Origin of the sequence: Undibacterium sp. 5I1 (genome assembly GCF_034314085.1) — a bacterium.
In the GTDB taxonomy this organism is placed as follows: Bacteria; Pseudomonadota; Gammaproteobacteria; order Burkholderiales; family Burkholderiaceae_D; genus Undibacterium.
Window position 1 is genome coordinate 2,154,194 of record NZ_JAVIWI010000001.1, and the last position, 19,119, is coordinate 2,173,312.

Annotated in this window: 10 protein-coding genes; 1 reads left to right on the forward strand and 9 read right to left on the reverse strand. The window is 45.6% G+C overall.

What is annotated here, in order from left to right:
• Positions 1-69 precede the first annotated feature (69 nt).
• From bcsA to RGU72_RS09580, 8 genes are all read right to left on the reverse strand, one after another.
• Positions 70-4,590, reverse strand: a complete 4,521-nt coding sequence (gene bcsA / locus RGU72_RS09545) for a UDP-forming cellulose synthase catalytic subunit (protein ID WP_322119501.1) — start codon at positions 4,588-4,590, stop codon at positions 70-72.
• Positions 4,590-5,357: a cellulose biosynthesis protein BcsQ gene (gene bcsQ, locus RGU72_RS09550; protein WP_322119502.1), complete on the reverse strand. Its 768-nt coding sequence runs from the start codon at positions 5,355-5,357 to the stop codon at positions 4,590-4,592. Before bcsQ (RGU72_RS09550) ends, bcsA begins: the two co-directional genes overlap by 1 nt.
• On the reverse strand, positions 5,354-5,938 hold the full coding sequence (gene bcsR / locus RGU72_RS09555; RefSeq protein ID WP_322119503.1) for a BcsR/BcsP family cellulose biosynthesis protein: 585 nt from the start codon (positions 5,936-5,938) through the stop codon (positions 5,354-5,356). The genes bcsQ (RGU72_RS09550) and bcsR overlap by 4 nt, the downstream gene beginning before the upstream one ends.
• A gap of 39 nt (positions 5,939-5,977) precedes the next feature.
• Positions 5,978-6,475 (reverse strand): cellulose biosynthesis protein BcsD, encoded by a 498-nt coding sequence (gene bcsD / locus RGU72_RS09560; RefSeq protein ID WP_322119504.1) that lies wholly within the window; start codon positions 6,473-6,475, stop codon positions 5,978-5,980.
• A gap of 364 nt (positions 6,476-6,839) precedes the next feature.
• Positions 6,840-7,619: a cellulose biosynthesis protein BcsQ gene (gene bcsQ / locus RGU72_RS09565; RefSeq protein ID WP_322119505.1), complete on the reverse strand. Its 780-nt coding sequence runs from the start codon at positions 7,617-7,619 to the stop codon at positions 6,840-6,842.
• A gap of 61 nt (positions 7,620-7,680) precedes the next feature.
• On the reverse strand, positions 7,681-9,141 hold the full coding sequence (gene tldD / locus RGU72_RS09570; RefSeq protein ID WP_322119506.1) for a metalloprotease TldD: 1,461 nt from the start codon (positions 9,139-9,141) through the stop codon (positions 7,681-7,683).
• A gap of 166 nt (positions 9,142-9,307) precedes the next feature.
• A complete protein-coding gene (locus RGU72_RS09575) occupies positions 9,308-10,120 on the reverse strand; it encodes a carbon-nitrogen hydrolase family protein (protein WP_322119507.1) in 813 nt (270 codons plus the stop codon).
• A gap of 265 nt (positions 10,121-10,385) precedes the next feature.
• Positions 10,386-14,750, reverse strand: coding sequence for a YhdP family protein (locus tag RGU72_RS09580; RefSeq protein WP_322119508.1), 4,365 nt, complete (start codon positions 14,748-14,750; stop codon positions 10,386-10,388).
• Between the two features lie 445 nt (positions 14,751-15,195).
• Between RGU72_RS09580 and glnE the strand changes: the two genes are divergently transcribed.
• Positions 15,196-17,982 carry a bifunctional [glutamate--ammonia ligase]-adenylyl-L-tyrosine phosphorylase/[glutamate--ammonia-ligase] adenylyltransferase gene (gene glnE, locus RGU72_RS09585; RefSeq protein ID WP_322119509.1) on the forward strand — a complete coding sequence of 929 codons (2,787 nt, stop codon included), beginning with the start codon at positions 15,196-15,198 and terminating at the stop codon, positions 17,980-17,982.
• A gap of 129 nt (positions 17,983-18,111) precedes the next feature.
• Here glnE and pbpG read toward each other — a convergent pair whose 3' ends face one another.
• On the reverse strand, positions 18,112-19,116 hold the full coding sequence (pbpG, locus tag RGU72_RS09590; RefSeq protein ID WP_322119510.1) for a D-alanyl-D-alanine endopeptidase: 1,005 nt from the start codon (positions 19,114-19,116) through the stop codon (positions 18,112-18,114).
• Positions 19,117-19,119 lie beyond the last annotated feature (3 nt).

A 19,119-nucleotide genomic window follows, 5' to 3' on the forward strand; every position in this document is an offset into this window, starting at 1 on the left:
GCTTAAATACGTGAGTAACGGCTGTAGCGACTAATCCACTTACATATCCATAATAGACTTGCAATATCCTTAATGACCTTCTTTGAGTGCCAATCTAGATGCTGCTTTTTTACGAAGGAAGCGGAACAAAATTGTCGCAACGATTAATGACGCTAACATCAGAAAAGCAATCAAGATCATTGGATGGTTGGATAAAAACCATTTCACCCGAGTCCAGAGAGGTAAACTACCGACATAATAGGTGTCGCCAATCTGTACGCTCTCTATTTTGTCCCCTTTAACAATAACTAAGTCACCTTGATACTTACTTCTGAGATCAGGCTTTGCCAAAGCTTTTGTTAAGCCTAACAGATTATCACCGTCGCCCGAGGTAAGTACGACAACACTGCGCCCGCCGGTAACTGGTGATTCAAACTGCATCATCGCACCAAACGCGCCCCCGCTACTTGCCAGCATCTCTCCGGCACGGCGTTGGATATTATCAATATCTCTGCCAGTCCAATTTGCTAGTAAGCGTAGAAAACCTGATGGCAATTGGAGCCTGTTACCTTTTTCATCAATAGACAAAGGCATGTATTTTGACCATTGCTTTAATAACGGAGTGTTGCCGTTTGTGCCAATCACAATAACATCTTTGCCACTCAATTTATCAGTGTCCGTTCCGGATATGAGCACATTATTGGTCACAGGATAGCCAGTAGATTCTCCCATACGCCCCATCAAATCAAGGAACACTTCTATCTCTTGTGGGCTAGGTCTCTCTGGCATGACGATAGCAGTTTCTGACAAGTCTGCCATTCTGGTAAAAGGGAAACCGCCGTTAGCTACGTGGGCTAAATTAGGCATTGCGGTGTAATGAGGCATACCTGAAAAATCAATCGTCGAATCAGGATCAATCGCTGAACTGATATTGTCCAGATACACGTCCTTACATGGACCCTGCTTTACATAATCATAAAAAAATTGGAATTGAAGCTGATTTTCAGCGCCGATCTGGAAAGTTGGAACCTGCACTTGCTCTTGTGCAACACGATTTCCTTCTTTAAAAAGAAGTAACACTGACTCTTTAATTTTCCCTTTATCAATTTGCGTCCCAGAGAGTGACAAAGAACGAATAAACTCACCGTTGATGCTGACGTTTAAAGTTGATTTATCCAGTGTCGGGCGAGGAGTAAAACGATACCGTAAATCAATTGGTACTCCATCTTTTTGCCAAGTAAACAAATCAGGCGCAACTCGCATGTTAATGCGAATCAAGTCTGGATATAAACCGTTAACCTGTAAATCTTTACGTATTGCCATCTCCCCAAACTTGACTGGGCGATCTGTTGGAAGCCAGTTTGGCGCATCATATGGCTTACGCTGATTTGCTTCTTCGAAGTTTTTAATCAAAGCCTTGTCTCCTGACAATGCTAACTGTCCCAAAGCCAGAGTCTCTGCAGCAATTTTCAATTCAGCGGCGTTTCTACCTAACACTAATAAAAGCTTTTTATTCAAATTAGCTGGGTTCGCAATAATAGCTAAAGTTGGGCCAGAAATTACCGGTAATGTAATTCCCGCAGGTGCCTCAGTTGAAGTAGCAAATACAACCGCATTACCCAAGGGCAATGATTGCGTTGAAATAGGAAATTTCGCACCACGATAAGACGCTAAATGACCAAACCAAGAGGCAACAATTCCAGCATTTCGTAATACATCAAGAGATGGTGCTGTTGAAAAAATGAAGGGGAGCTCTAATAATTTAGCGTCACGACTATCAAAAAAAGGAGCCGGGAGCAAGGCCAAATCATTTTGCAAAGCAATAGAGGCGACTGTTAATTCAAGGTTAGAAGTGTTTCCAATATTTGCCCACAAGCTCGAATGTGAGGGATCCTCGCAGTCTCTGGTGTAATGGCCAATCAATTTGAAACTTAATTTATTAAAGTCAGCAAAAACACGCGGATCGATGGCGTTTTCACGAACGACACCACTGGCAGTTTCTTTAGGTAAAGGAACAACGGTGATCAACTCATTGTTCACAGCTACTTTGATATGCGATAGGTCTGGCAACAGAGCGGGAGAATATGCCAAACCATATTTAAGCTTCGCTGCGGTAATGATTTCATCACTGCGAACCGTGAACGGATAAGAGCGTTCGCCCTCAACGCCACGTAACTCAACATCAGCAGCCGAACCCATTTGTTTTAAACTAATGTTGACGGTTCTCTGAGGCAAACTTGATTTAGAACTAATTTCAGTCTCGACAACAGTGCTGGCTGACTCACTAATTGTTGCGTCAGATTTAGTATGTTTTGTCTTTGCATCAACATTATCTTGCCCAAGTAAAAACAGACCAAAAAGTAAAGCTATCGCCGTAGTTCCTCGCTTGCGCATGAACTTGCCCTTAATTGTTTTCATCATCGGAGAGTTTTTCATTTTCTTGTTAAAAGGCATAGTTTTATTCCCTAGGTACTGGATGATACTTGAACCAAATCTCGAAAAACCGACATAGCTATGTATGGAAATTTCCTTCAGTCCATTCAAAGGATGATCAAAATCACGCTCCTTTGCCCAATTTAGCCAGACGTCTGCACGTCCAACCGTACAACTTACTAAATTAATTTCTTGTTCCAAAGTGAGCTTCTGAAATTGAACACTCAACAAACCCTGTTTGGAAAAAACTGCATTGGCTGGAAAAATGTGTTCCCCAGTCGTACCGTACAAAGAGACGTGAACCTCCTCATTTTTAGCAATGAAAACTTCTTCCGGTATTCGCAAGGACATACCACCAAGGGAGAAATCCTCGGTTTCACATACAAGAGAATGTCCGCCCGGCAATTGCAATATCGCACTTAACCTTGCCTTAACCCTATGCGTCTTACGCACTTGCTTAGACTCAGTAGCCACTGCCAAAGTGGCACCTAAAATAATCAAATTATAAAAAGTCCACAACATGTTCAAAATAACAGTATCTAGCTCATAAGAATTCCACCACAGTGCTCGCCCAATACCAATGATGAATCCAAGTATATTCAGGCCTAACATGACAAGATAAGGCTTAGAAATAACCCAGTCAAAGTGCTCCTCCTCGACCAAACCACCTTTTGCAGTCACATTGAAGGTACCCAGTTTAGGATTAATCAAAGCAACCAAAGTGGGGCGAAAAATATACCAAGCGAGAGTTGCTTCATACACTTCAGCCCAAAACGAATGACGATGCGCGCCCTGAATACGGGAGTTAGTCATATTGGCATGCAATAAATGGGGCAAGGAGTATGCAGCGATTGCAAGCGCGGAAGCCTTGATGAGATGAATTTCAAAAAACAAATACGCGATCGGCGCCAGCAAAAAAATCATGCGGGGTAAGCCGTAAAAAAAATGTAGCATTGCATTGCTATAACAAAGCCGCTGACCAAACGATAATCCTTTACCAAGCAAAGGATTGTCTGTGCGGAAAATTTGCGCCATCCCCCTGGCCCATCGGATACGCTGACCTACATGAGCGGACAAACTTTCGGTCGCTAAACCAGCCGCTTGTGGTAACGCTAAATAAGCCGTGTTGTATCCTAGTCTTTGCATTTTTAATGCGGTATGCGCATCTTCTGTAACCGTCTCAACAGCGATGCCACCAACCTCCATTAGACAGGAGCGGCGCAATACAGCACAAGAACCGCAGAAAAAAGTCGCATTCCAAAGGTCATTGCCATCTTGTATCAAGCCGTAAAATAATTCACCTTCATTGGGTACGTTGCGGAAGGTATTCAAATTACGTTCAAATGGATCAGGCGATAAAAAATGATGGGGAGTCTGAACCATTGCCAATTTTTCATCAGCCAAAAACCAGCCCATCGCATATTGTAAAAACGAGCGCGTGGGCATGTGATCACAATCAAAAATAGCGACGTACTCACCAGTCGTTCTTGCAAGTGCAGCGTTGATGTTGCCAGCTTTCGCATGCTTATTGTCAGAACGGGTAAAACACTTAACACCAACGGATTCGGCGAAGACTTGAAACTCAGGACGACGTCCATCGTCAAGGATGTAGATATTAAGTTTATCTTTAGGCCAATCAATACCTAATGCGGCCAGCACGGTAGGCTTTACCACACTCATATCTTCGTTATATGAAGGGATGAATAAATCAATAACTGGCCATAAATCAGTATCAACTGGCATCAATATTGGCTTACGCTTTAGTGGCCATGCGGTTTGTAGATATCCCAGCAATAATACTAGCCAAGCGTACACTTCTGCAGAAACCAAGACTAAAGCGAACGCCAAATCCAATATATTTTCAGCATCGATTGTGGAGTGAACACGCCAATAAATATAACGGCTGGTAGCACTCACCGAGAACATAATCATAACCAAGGACACCAAAGTACCTGAGTAGCGGCGTAAATAAGTCGCAGTCCCAAAAACCACTACAGAAAACAATATCTGATAAGGAAGTTCAAGCGGAATACTGATACTTGTCCAGTACAACATTGCGGCCACAACTAATGCGACAGCACGGGTAGATTTAAGCTCCCAGCCCTGCCAATTTACTAATCTGCGCCCCAACTCGTTTAGGCGGCCATATAGATATCGGGAATTGAGAATCGAACGCATCAGGTAACCAAATTGAAATGTGTTTGCAGCCAATTAGCAATCTGGTGCAAATCATGGGTGGCTGAACAATTCTTGGCGTAATACGCCACCGGGGACTGACAGGCAAGCGCCTCGCTAACGGCCTCATCTTTATGAATGCTAATAGGAACTAAATCGTCTCCCAAATTTTTTCTTAACATTTGATAAACATCTCGATGCAACTGCTTGGTCACATCCATTTGATTAATGATATAACAAGCACCAAAAAAATCTTCTCTGTCACCGCAATAGTAGTGCAGCAATGACTCAATCGATGGGATGGTAGAGTAGGAGGCAGCATCCGGCTTTAGCACAATCAGCGCGATGTTGGCACAATGCAAAACCTGTTGTAAATAGACTGTTGGACCTGGAGGTGTATCGATAAGCACTATGTGATCATCGGCCAGATTTAGAGATTTCAATTGCGACGATAACCATGTTGATTTAATTTTGACATGATGTTCAAGGCTACTTCTGTCAGTTTCGCTGACGATACCATAAGGCAAAAAATCAACCCCATAAGGGCTAGAGTACATAGCATCTCTCCAAGGCTGCCCCAATACACTTTGTCTAACAACGCCATTGGCGTCATCATATTGCATACCATAATGCAAACGTAATGCATTTTGAGGATCAAGATCAAGGATAGTGACTTTGCCACCAAAAGCGACAATCTCCGCAGCAAGGTTTGCCGTAACCGTGGTTTTTCCAACACCACCCTTAGGGGAGACGACGGCAATTACCCTCATGGTTTAAATATTTTTTTAAAAAATGAATTGACTGGTGACTCAGGTAATTTTTCCGGTTCAACTTTTTGCGCCAAGCGGTCAAATAAGGCATGTAATGAAGGCGCAGAACTATTATCCCGTGCGGCAATAGGCGCCGAAGCAGATGCTGCAATTGATATTGAGGGAGTCGACTGTGCACTTGAGACATTCATGCCGCTCACACCATTTGAATTGCCCCGAGGAGCCAGTGCTGGTATTTGTGGTTGTGTCTTTATTTGAGCAGTCGCAAGATTGTCTACAGATGTAACCGGTACTTTTGGAGCAAAACCTGCAAACGAACTACTACCCTCGTGAATCGACTGATTCACTGACTGAGGATTATAGGTTGTGTTATTGGCCAACATTGTCGGTGCTTTAACGACAGATTCCGCTCTCGCTATTGCATTCCTCATAGGATGAGCGGTGGCTGTTTTAGCACGTACATCTCTCAGCAAAGGCCAACGTTGTTTGGCTTGCTCGTTTAACTCATCACTATGAATCTCTTGATAGGAATCTACTTTTCCATCAATTTTCTTGAAGAGATTTTTAATATCATTTTCCATAATATAAGCCCCAACTTTGTTCTGCAGACAATGATCTGATCAGCGACGAGTGAAGTAAGCCTGCTCCTCAACTTGCTTTTTCAATTGAAACACAATCAAAAGACCATCATCCAATACGGCTCCACGTTGTGACAAACGCAAAGATTTATCAATACCCATTGATTCAAACCAATAAGAATAAACACCCTCTAACAAAGCAGGAGACCAATCCAAAGCTTGTTCACCAAAAGCTACTTTAAGAGGACTTGCGTTATGCTCGATCAATAGGCAGTCCGACTCGTCGCGCAATTGCACCCAACCCCAATCGAGGTCGGCCCAAACTTTGTTGATCCCAGATTCGAGAGTGAGCAAAGTTTCACCGCCATCAACCTTAAAACTAGCGGCCATTGTCAGCCCCAACTTATACATAAAAGTGCGCAAATCATTTACATCTCCCTGCGCAGAAAATTCAACAGAGAATGCGTTTAAAAATGCACGCCACTGAACAGAGCATTGCTGCTGTTCGTAATAATTAATATTGCTGACTGGTTTACTCACATCGAACCTTTACATACGTAATCGGATCATAACTACTGACCAGACTGGGCATTGTTAGTATGTTGAACTGTAGCATTTCAATAAGACTATCGTCCAGTAAATAGAGATAGACAAATGTTAAGTATTTATAACTTCCTATCGAAATATTTAACAATTCAATCCGGATTATTTAACATAGGCAGATAGGAACTAAGCAATCATTAGGCCATAATTGCATGTTTCCTCATAAAAAGTAATCGTTTATCAATAACCACTATTAACAAAGAATAGAGATTACTCTCTTGACCTGGCACTGCACTCTTGAAAATACGATTTTTACAATCAAACCTAATTTAATGCTGCAAGTTCATAAAAAATAAAGTATTTATCGTCTTGATTGTATCTCATACAACGTCTGCATTAAATCCACGACCAGCTCTTGAACGGCCTGTGCTGCCGGGCTATCAGGCTCAGATTGAAGGATAGGATACCCATATGCGAGTGCCTCTTCCAGTTGTGTACTTTCTGGGATAACGCAAGGTAGCATTCTGTCACCCAGCCGCTCAGAGAAAAGTGCGATTACGTCTTGCGCCAGTTGTTTCTTTGAGCCCTGATTCACCACGTAAGCAGACGGTTTGAATATAGTGGATCTGGCGTTATGGGAATCAATCAAGGATTCCATCTCTGGAATAGTGGCATACGAGGCAGCATCGGCCAGCAATACGACTAATAGAAAGTCCGCCGCATTTATTGCTTGAGTTAAGTAGATAGATGGACCAGGAGGTGTATCTAAAAAGACAAACGTATCTTTTGGCAAATTAGCGCGCAATAGCTGGTTGAGTAGCCAATCCTCATCTTGCTCCAGAACTTGTTCAAAAGCGATGCGCTGTTGCTCGCCTGCACTACCGTAGGGCACAAAATCGACCCCAAAAGTACTTGAGTAAGCGGCATCCCACAACCGGGAAGTAGCTCGGTTAGCAATTGTGCTAATTCCGCTAGTGTCTGACTGATCTCCCCCACCCATATGCCATTGCACAGCATTTTGTGGATCGAGATCAATCACCAGACTCGGGTAGTCGCGTTGTGCGATACCCGCACTCAGGTTGGCGGTGGTCGTCGTTTTACCCACGCCGCCTTTGGCAGAAACAATAGCGATAACAATCATGAGCCGTACCTTTGGGCAAGGCTAAACCAGTTTAGAATTTCATCTATCAACATCGTTAAGATCAAGCTGTGCCGCCCACAGTAAGACCATCAATACGCAAAGTAGGCTGGCCAACACCAACAGGCACGCTCTGCCCTTCTTTGCCGCAAACACCGATACCAGAATCCAGACGTAAATCATTACCAATCATTGACACACGATTTAAAACATCGGGGCCGTTACCGATCAAGGTTGCACCTTTTACCGGGTAGGTGACTTTGCCGTTTTCTATCATGTAGGCCTCGCTCGCAGAGAAAACGAACTTACCGTTCGTGATATCGACCTGTCCGCCACCAAAATTAACGGCGTAGATACCATTTTTAACGGATGCCAAAATCTCAGCAGGATCTTTGTCGCCAGCCAGCATGTAGGTATTAGTCATACGCGGCATTGGTAAATGAGCGAAAGATTCACGGCGGGCGTTGCCAGTGACTGGCATTTTCATCAAACGGGCGTTCATTGTGTCTTGGATGTAGCCTTTCAAAATGCCGTCTTCAATCAAAGTCGTGCATTGAGTCGGATTGCCCTCATCATCAATATTTAATGAGCCACGCCGATCCTGAATGGTACCGTCGTCCACTACAGTCACGCCTTTTGCCGCAACGCGCTCGCCGATACGACCTGAAAAGGTGCTAGAACCCTTGCGATTGAAGTCGCCCTCCAGTCCATGACCAATGGCCTCATGCAGCAAAATTCCAGGCCAGCCAGATGCGAGCACAACAGTCATAGGACCAGCAGGCGCTGGTCGTGCATCCAGATTCACCAATGCGGATTTGACTGCCTCGTCCGCATATTGATCAAGTAAAACATCGGAGAAATAACCGTAGTCATAACGACCGCCGCCACCGCTGGACGCCATCTCGCGGCGTCCATTTTGCTCTACGATCACGGTCAGGGAAACCCGTACCAGCGGTCGGATATCTGCAGCAATCACGCCATCGCTACGCGCGACTAACACGACGTCGTACTCACCGGACAAGCTAGCCATTACCTGCACCACACGCGGATCTTTAGCTCTGGCGATTTTTTCTAAGCGCTCTAGCAAAGTGACTTTTTGAGTTGCATCTAAAGACGCAAGCGGATCGTTTTGCAAATACAAACTACGGCCACCGACACCTTGCATACTGGAAGCGACTTTGATTTTGCCCGTGCCCTGGCGTGCAATCGTGCGGGTTGCGTTGACTGCATCTTGCAAAGCTTGCTCAGAAATCTCATCCGAATACGAGAATGCTGTTTTATCGCCAGAAATTGCCCGTACGCCTACGCCCTGATCTATAGAAAAACTACCGGTTTTGACGATGCCTTCTTCCAGGCTCCAGCCCTCGCTTTTGGTGAACTGAAAATATAGATCAGCGTAGTCAACCTTGTGGTTAAACATGGAACCAAGTACTTTAACCAGCTTGGATTCATCCAGACCGAACGGGGTCAATAAAATATCGCGGGCAATCGCCAGGTGGCGCAGATTGGGTTCAAATGGTGTCATAGTGTTCTATCAGTGTTTTTGAGTATTCTAAGTGTGCCAATTACAGAATAAGAATGGCGAATGAATAGATTGTAGAGCATGTCTGGCATATAAATAAATTTGCGCAAAGTATGGTTTTGTATCGATCGACGGATGGGACAAATTATCGGACAAGTTAGCAGAGAAATTAGCAGGCTAATTTTCTATGCTTTAAAGCAGGCAAGCTAGTCCTGACGGCGCTCAGATTGGCCCAATCTAACTCACCACCAACCACACCTTCACCTTCCGCTAGCACATCCACAATCTTGCCCCAAGGGTCGACCAACATGCTATGCCCCCACGTACGGCGACCATTAACATGCTGCCCACCTTGCGCCGAGGCTAGCACATAACATTGGTTTTCTATGGCTCTGGCACGCAGCAGGATTTCCCAATGCGCTTGTCCTGTCGTGAAAGTGAAAGCTGCCGGGACCACAATCAAAGCACAATCTCCCATGGATCGATACAGTTCTGGAAAGCGTAAATCGTAGCAAATCGATAAACCAATTTTGCCAAAACCAGCATCAAAACTCACTACATCATCGCCCGCCGTAATAGTGCGGGATTCTTCATAGGACTCTGTGGCTTTGGTAAAACCAAATAAATGAATTTTGTCGTAACGACTAACTAGCTCGCCTTGCGGGTTATATACCAAAGTCGTATTCAAGACTTTATCCGACTCTGTTGATACCAACGGCAAAGTACCACCGATAATCCAAACGCCCAGACTGCGTGCACTATCCGCTAAAAATTGTTGAATCACACCCGGCTGCTCAGCGTTGCCAATATGCTCGGCAATCTTAAATTTATCCACTTCATGCAATCCCATGATGGGCCAGTATTCCGGCATCAATATCAATCCGGCACCTGCATCGGCGGCCTGCTTTAGCAAGCGCTGCGCAGTCGCCAGATTCTCTTGTAAGACAGGCGTAGAGATCATTTGTATAGCGGCGATTTTCATTTATATCCTCTGAAAAAAACAGCAGGCTCAGTTGGCAAAACCAAGCTACAGATTACGAGGGATTTTAACATACTCCCCATAATTTTTAAAAAATATATCTTATTGTCCAATGATTACTTGGACAACTACAATATACCCATATCCAGTATATTTAATTACCTAGGTAGTGAACTTGCAATACTCAGTCAAAATCCTGATCAAACTAGAGCAAGCTTTACCGGTTCCGAAACTTCCGCCGCCAATCATCCAAGCAGTTTTCTAATACCTATTTAACTAATATCGCCTCAGCTTTAGGTAAGGTATTTTGTGCTTCTTTATGGTCCATCTTGGTGACTGTCGGTTCTTTCCAAGAGCCAGCCACCGAGTACTCGTACGTGAAGGCTCTCGCCAATGGTTCACGCAAAAATAGTTGTGCCAAAAATGTACCCAGACCAATCACAGGATTAACGGCTAAACCGTACACGACTGAAGCAGTGCCCGCATTAATTTCGGGAATCACTGCCACGTGCAGATTTTGCGACTCTTTCACAAGATCGGCGGTGCCGTCCATCAATACGGTTGCGTTCACGCTACGCATTTTTAAGTTTTCTGTTCTTGCCGTGCCCTGCTGAATTTGGGCTGTTCCCAAAATTGAATCAAACGCAAACCCATCTGAAAAGACATCCCGAAAATCCAACGTCAAACGTCGCGGCAAGGATTGCAAGCTCAACACGCCCAATAACTTCGCCGCACCTGGGTCCACTTTTAAAAACTGTCCTGCGGCCAGCTCCAACTGTACTTGGCCCGTCATACTTGGTACATCCAGGGCAAACGGCAAACCGTTCCATGTTACATCGCCCTGCAATTTGCCACGACCGCCACGCAACACGTTGGCAAAACCTAATCGATCTAATAATTTGCCTGCATCGCTAATATCTAAAACGTAATTTAAATTAGTTAAGCCTTCGCCAGCACGACTACTCCATTTGCCAGACCCCTTTAACTCTGCATCCTCGTTCTTAAGCGATATCTTTTGCATGCGCCATTCGCGCCCGGTCGATAACGGGAAATTATTAGCAATCAACTCCAGACGACCCAATTTTTTATTAAATAGCTCAAAATTATCCGCCACAATATCTAAACTTGGGATTTGGGTGCCGCTGCTTTTGCCTTCCAACAAATCAGTCACGTCTGAAGCTGCCGACTGTGGAATAGTCAACTTACTCAAGCGTGCCAGTACGTTGCCCAAGCCTTGCACATTTGCGGACTCGCTCCAGCTCAAATAACCCGAGGCTTGGCTGGAATCGATATTTGCCTGCCACAATCCCTTTTGATGCGTAGCACCCAACACGACGTTATCCAGCTTTTTTCCCATCACGTGTAGCTCGGCAGTACGCACTGCCAACACGCTCGGCTCTAAATAAGCAGACACATCAAAATCAGCTTGGGTATTTGTATTGCCAATAGCTCCGGGAACAATGTCGCCACTCTCGTTAGTGTTGACACCCTCTTTAGTAACGGCAAGCTTAGTGTTTGTATTAGCACCCAGGCTCATCAAACTACGCCATTCATCCACATGCAGAGATTTAAAATCGATATTTGCGTTCAGCCCGCTATCTGGCTCTGGCGCAGGAGCATTAACGCCAATCCCACCGCGCAAAACTTGCCAATTGGCATTATTCTCAACGGACTTTTGGCGTTGGTATTTGATGGCAATAACATTCCCTAAATTCAGCTTCAGCTCATCGCGTATTAGATTAGCATCATTAGAAAGCTGCGGCAGCATTTCAAAACGCAATGCCATATTCTCGTTAGCAAGTTTGCGTAAAGGCGCAGGGAAATTCAGCGCTAGTCCTTGCAGGGACGATTCAATCAAAATTTCTGGCTGACGTTTTTTGACGTTGATACTAGTCGTGTAATACGCAGAGCCTTGTATCTTGTCGACCAAACGCTCTTTGGCTAAGACCGGAAAGTTTTTACGTAAACCGTCGGCAGTCGCAAATCCATCTAGTTTGACACGGATACTGCCGTCTTTTTGAGAGCCCCCTGTGACCACCGCAGCGCCGCCTAATATTGTGCCTTTAAGCGTATTTAGCGCTACGCCTTTTTCATTAAATTCCAACTTGCCATTGACGCCACTGATCATGGGAATACTACTTTGCAGCAGCACGTCATTACCTGCAAACTGCAAGGCTCCCTGGACTTTGGAGTCGACCATATGACGCAAAGGTAGTTGCAATTTCAAGCCTAGTTGCGCCGTCGCGCTGGCCTTGCTGTCTTTGAGAAAATGTCCAAGCCAGCCGTCGACCGGACTGGCGTTCACATACTGCAACATGGTTTGCAAATTGCCATTGACTGTACCGTCAATATTCAAAATCCCATCATGCGACAACAGATCAGGAATTACCGCTTTCACTTTGCTTAAATCGGCACCATTGGTTTTTGCAGTCTCGCCACGGATCTCCATTTTGGCGCGGTCAAATATAAAGCTACCGTTAATACTATCAATCACTGGCCAAAGCGGATTCTTGCCATCTTCCGACAAATGTCCGGGAGCGAAATCGAGCTTACCGTTGACTATATTGCCTTTAACCCAAAATTCACCCTGATGATTTGGGCGCCCCTCATGTACAGCAAACGGGAAATGTGCCAGATCACCTTTAACCCGCAAAGTCACATCATCTGCGCGACCATCCAGCAAGGCTCCGATCAGCCAGTGACGCAAATCCTCTGGCGCATTGGCCGGGATAAAGCGATCGATTTGCTTAAGGTCAAAGCCCGAGAGTTTGCCCATCAGATCGACTTCACTGGACTGCGTAGCCGTAGCGGATCGATTAGCTTGATTAGGTGAAGATAGATGGTTCTGCCGCATCGACATAATGTATTTTCCAGACAAAGAACCCGTCATCTGGTCTTGCTGAAACTCCATCTGATTCAACTGTACGGCTAATTTATCTTGCGCTAAAAATTGCCAGCTCGCTTGCATTTGCAGCTTTTTAAACGGCATCAAAGGATCGACAAAATACCCCGACATTTGCAACGCCAGGTCTTGCGAATCAATCGTAAAGTTGCCGCCTTTATCGCTGGCATCTAAAGTGCCGGACAAATTATCAAAACCAGGAATCGCAGGCACCGCAGCTTTGGCAGACGTATTACCGCTTTTGGCTTCTGCCAAACGCGCAGATTGCGGCTGCATAGACAGGTTATTGAATTCACCAGTGACGCTGTAGGATGCAATGGCTGGATAACTACCCTGCCATTTCGCTCTAAAATTTTTGAGCTGTCCCTTGGGCGCAAAATCAATTAGCATGCGGCGCTGATCTGCCGGCAAAGGCAAATGTTCGGCGAAATTTGCTAAAGTTTGCAGATCTAATTGCTTAGCGTACAGCTCCACTTTTTCTGGCTGTCCGTTTTCACCGGGAGTAAAGTTTTCGGTAATACTGGTTGCTGGCAACAACTGTCCGTCCCGCGCCTTCATAGAAAAATTAATCAGCGCAATCTGATGTCCAGCCTGACCGAATAAACTAGGCAGATAGCGCACGCCTAAGGCCGCACGCTCACTCGCCACAATACGTCCACTGACTTGCTGCATATCCAGCACGGGCAAGTCTTTGCGAAAGGTTCCCAGGACATCGGTCAATTTAATATCTGCGGTCAAATCGGCAATCCGCCCATCGTCCCAACGCACCCAGGATCGGACTGAGCCAAAGGCTGTTTTAATATCCGCAGGCAAATCGATATACGCTTTCACGGTTGCCAAATCGGATTGGCTCACATCGGCATATAAGTCGCCAGTCCAGTTAGAGAAATCAGAAATTTTTCTGGTAAAAACCGGATGCTGAAAATCACCACGGATATCCAGGGGCGCTGCCAACGTTGCAGGCGGAACTGCCTTAAAAGCAAACTGGTGCCGCCGCCATTGGTTGGTCAAGATAAAATTAACGCCTGACAATTGCAACGCAGGGGCTTTGCGCTGCAAATCCGTCCAACTCACGCTGCCGTCACGGATCACAATTTCATGTTGCGCTAAGACCCAATCGAGGCCTTTACTTTTATCCGCATCCTCTTCCGAGGGTTTGGTATCGATCAAAAAACCTGCGACATAGAGCTTGCCGTCGGGCTGTTTTTCTATCGCCAGCGATGGGCGCATGACTTCTAATTTATCCAACCTTAACTCAGCGAAAATCACTGATGTCCACGACAGGCTGGCAGATACTTGCGGCAGCACAAGAGCCACTTTACCCTGCTGATCGTGGATGATGATATTGCCTAGCTCTAACACAGGATTAAGCTTATTCCAGGATGCATGCAAGGTCGTAATGCGTAGATCACGGCCTATGGTCTTACTGGCAATTTGCTCGATGTCGCCCTTATAGCGATCGACGTTGGGCAGTACGCCATAGCGCAGCACCAAAAACAAAGCGCAAAACAAGAAATAACAAATGACAAGCAGTTTAAAAGTTACCCGCAACAGGGCAAATAAAGCCAGACCGCATGCCCAGCCAAAAGAATTACAGGAACGCAACAATACACCGAAGGGGGAAGATCGGAGCTGTTGGGTTGGCAACGGCGCAGGCACATCAGTAGGCTGACCGATAGCCTGATGCGGATCGCTTGCAGGAGAAGGTGGCAAAGGCGGCGTATTTTTCATTACTTATAAGACTTACGCACAATTATTCCGGCAAGGTAAATCGAAGAAAACCACAAAACCGAGTGGCGAAACACTATTGAGAGCACAGTAAAGAAAGTAATGGGCACCAATCTGCGCAAACGGTTTTGCGTAAGCTCTACATTACACCAACGCATTTTCCAGAAAATATCGCCCGGCAATGACAAAAACTGATCTGCCAACACGCTGCTCTTTACATCAAAAACCAATATACTCCCCCACTAATTATAGAAAAATGTCTTATTGTCCAGGTTTTATATGGACGATTAAATATACTTATAGAGAGTATATTTTATTTATGCGTATTTCTGTACGCTAGCTCACTTATACAGACGATCGAAATTATCCTGAAAAATCTGCCTTCAAAATCCTACCGGCGCCTGTCATTTGCCTTAAAATCATTTCTCTACTTCACCAATACAAGCATATGAACAAGCTTACGGCAAACAATACCGATGTGTTTTTAGATGGCGGCTCAGATGGCCGTTCAGATGGCCGTTCAGATGATCTATCGGACCAACTCCCACATTGTTTGTCGCGCTTTGTAAGTCGCTGGCTGCAAGCGGACAGCAGCCGCATCACCATATTGCAAGAGACAGTTAGATTATCGTTGAGCCCAGTGATTTTTGCTCAGATTTTACAAAAAGAAATACAAGCAGGTGCCAGCTTGCACAAAGCGATGCGCCGCTTACGTAATCTGGTGATTTCTAGCCTGATTATCCGTGACTTGAATGGACAAGCCGATCTGGATGAAGTCGTCACAACAACGAGCAGTTTTGCCGATTTTGTCGTGCAACAGCATTTGACTGCCTTGATGCAAGAGGCTGTTGCCCTCTACGGCACGCCGATTGGAGAAGAATCCGGTGAGGCGCAAGAATTAATCGTGCTCGGTATGGGTAAGCTGGGGGGCGACGAACTGAATGTATCTTCCGATATCGACTTGATTTTTTGTTATGCCGAGAACGGCGATACCAATGCCAGTGCCGAGCAACGTGGCTTATCTAACCATGAATTTTTTAGCCGGCTTGGTAAAAAATTAATTGCAGCAATTTCTGAAGTCACCGAAGACGGTTTCAGCTTTAGAGTTGATATGGCCTTGCGCCCCAATGGCAACTCCGGTCCATTGGTCGCTAGTTTTGCGATGGTTGAAGAATATTTTATGGTGCAAGGCAGAGAATGGGAGCGTTACGCCTGGGTTAAAGCACGTGCGCTCACTGGCAAACCTTTGGATATTCTGGCGCTAGATAAAATTATTCGACCGTTTGTATATCGACGTTACCTGGATTATGGCGTGATCGATTCGCTGCGCTCGATGCACGCACAAATCCGTGCCGAGGTCATACGACAGGAAACCCGTCATCCAGAACGTAGCAACAACGTTAAACTGGGGCGAGGCGGCATACGGGAGATTGAATTTTTAAGCCAGGTATTTCAGTTAATACGGGGCGGACGAGAAGCCAGCTTGCGCGACCGGTCTACTCGCAACACGCTACGTACCCTTGCAGAGAAAAATATCCTAGAGTCTGCCGTCGTCGATCAATTGCTGACCTCGTACGATTTTTTGCGCAATCTGGAACATCGCTTGCAATATCTGGATGACGCGCAAACACATACATTCCCAGCCAAGGAAGAAGATCAGCTGATCATCGCGCAAATGATGGGCTATGGTTCTACCCGCGAATTACTCAATGAACTAAGCCTACACAGACAATTTGTTGCCGAACAATTTGATGCTATTTTCAAAGAGAAAAAATCGCTGAAAAAAACCGGTGATGATAGCGTGCTGGCAGCGACTTTATCTGGTGCAGATGGTGACGAAATGCTGGAAGTTTATCTCGTCTCATTACATTTCCATGATGTGCCAAGTGCAGTAAAAAGACTGATGAGTACGTGGCGAGCGCCGCGACTGCAATCGCTGTCCGATAATAATCGTAATAAATTAGTCGCCATCATCAATAGCGCCTTAGCACTGATTGCCAAACAAAGTAGCGGTCAGTTGGCAACGCTAAATCGTCTATTGGATTTTATTGAAGCGATCGCCAAAAGATCGGCCTATCTTGCGCTGCTGACCGAGTATCCGTATGCATTGGAGCGTGTCGTCAGGATGATGGGCGCGAGCGATTGGGCAGCTAAATTTTTAACCCGCCATCCAATATTACTTGACAGTGTTCTGGACGAAACAGCCCTACATCAAGATGTCGACTGGGACAATTTTAGTACCGAACTACAACAACAATTAGACCAGCACCAAGGCGATACTGAGCGCCAGATGGAAACCCTGCGTGAGATGCATCACGCCCTGCTATTCCGTTTGCTGGCACAAGATTTAGAGGGTAAAGCCAGCGTAGAACATTTGGCCGATGCCTTGTCGCAACTGGCGGATGTGATCGTGGCAGCGACGATACAAGCAGCCTGGCAAACGATTTCCACTCGCCACCGGGAGCAACCGCAATTTGCCGTCATCGCCTACGGTAAATTAGGTGGTAAAGAATTGAGTTATGCCTCCGATCTGGATGTCATTTTTTTATATGACGACGACGATCAAGACGCACCGGCCAATTACGCCAAACTGGCGCAGCGCTTTATTACCTGGATGACTTGCCACACACCTGCCGGAATTTTGTTTGATGTTGATATCGCCTTGCGACCAGATGGTGCTAGTGGTTTGCTGGTATCGTCGGTTGCCGCATTTGCCAAATATCAGGAAAAATCTGCATGGCTATGGGAACATCAGGCCTTAACGCGAGCACGATTTTGTGCCGGTGATGCGCGTATCGCAACGCAATTTGATCAGATTCGGGAGCAAGTTTTAAGACAAGTACGTAACCCGGACAAACTCAAAGAAGAAGTGATCAAGATGCGCAAAAAAATGCGCGATGCACATCCCAATCGCTCTAATTTATTCGACCTGAAGCAAGATGCAGGCGGCATGATAGATATTGAATTTATCGTACAATTTTTAGTCTTGAAGCATGCCCATACCTACCCGCAATTAACCGCGAATATCGGCAACATCGCGCTGCTTAAACTATGTGGAGAATTAGGCTTAATCGATGCTACTCTGGCAGATCAAAACGCCAACGCTTATCGACTGCTACGCAAGCTTCAACACAACCAGCGCCTGCAAGGAGAAGAGCAAGCCCGTGTTGCACCAGAACAGATTGCAAAGGAAGTTACCAGCACGCGCGCGCTTTGGCATGGCTTGCTGGAATAAAAGCGGAGTAAGGCAGGAAATAAAAAACGGCTGATAAGGATCATACTATCCCTATCAACCGTTTTTTTAACCACTTGCAAAACCCGATTAGCCAAATTAGCCGGACCAGATTTAATTTAGATTGAAAAATCAGGCTTGCGGTTTAATTGTTTCTAACCACTTACGAATACGTCCCGCATCAGCCAGCCGGGAATATTTACCTTTGGAGTCAAGAAATACCATCACAATCGCACGGCCCTCTATCATTGCCTGCATGACCAGACAACGACCCGCTTCGGAAATATAACCAGTCTTTTGTAAGCCGATTTCCCAGGTAGGATTTGCGACTAATTTATTCGAACTTGAATACTGTAAAGGACGTCCGCCTGGAGAAACAATATAGCTGGTGTCCGTTGAATATTGGCGAATTACTGGATGCTGGTAGGCCGCGTTAACCAAGCGCACCAAATCCTGAGCGCTGGCGACATTGTGGCTAGATAAGCCGGAAGAATCGACGTAATGCGTTTCGGTCATGCCTAATTCTTTTGCCTTGGCGTTCATCGCAGCGACAAATGCTGGCAAACCACCGACGTAGTTTCTACCCAGAGCAGAAGCGGCACGGTTTTCAGAACTCATCAAAGCGATATGCAATAGATCGGCACGGGATAATTTGGAGCCAATTTTCAGACGCGAGCTTGTCCCTTTTTCTTTGTCGAGATCATCGTTCGTGATTTCAATCTCTTCACTCATGTCTTGCTTGGCCTCGACCACAACCAAACTCGTCATCAATTTAGTGATCGATGCAATCGGCAACGAAACATTCGAGTTTTTTTCAAACAGGACTTTGGAACTGGCTTGGTCTACAACGAAGGCAACATTGGATTGCAAAGCCAAAGGATCTTGCGTGTGCTTAAGACCTGCGATATCACCCATTGTTGCTTTTTCAGCGACAACGGCTACGACCGGGACGCGTTGTGTGACCACACGCTTCTTGCCATTAACGATAATCGTGTGTGTCACAAATTTGCTTGCAGCAAGTTTCGTGACTACTTTTTTGTGCACGTGCTTCTTGTGGTGCACAACTTCGGCAAATACGGCTGATGCTGGTAGCATCGCAACGCAAAGAATAAGTGCCTTACGAGCAAATTTAAGCATCAA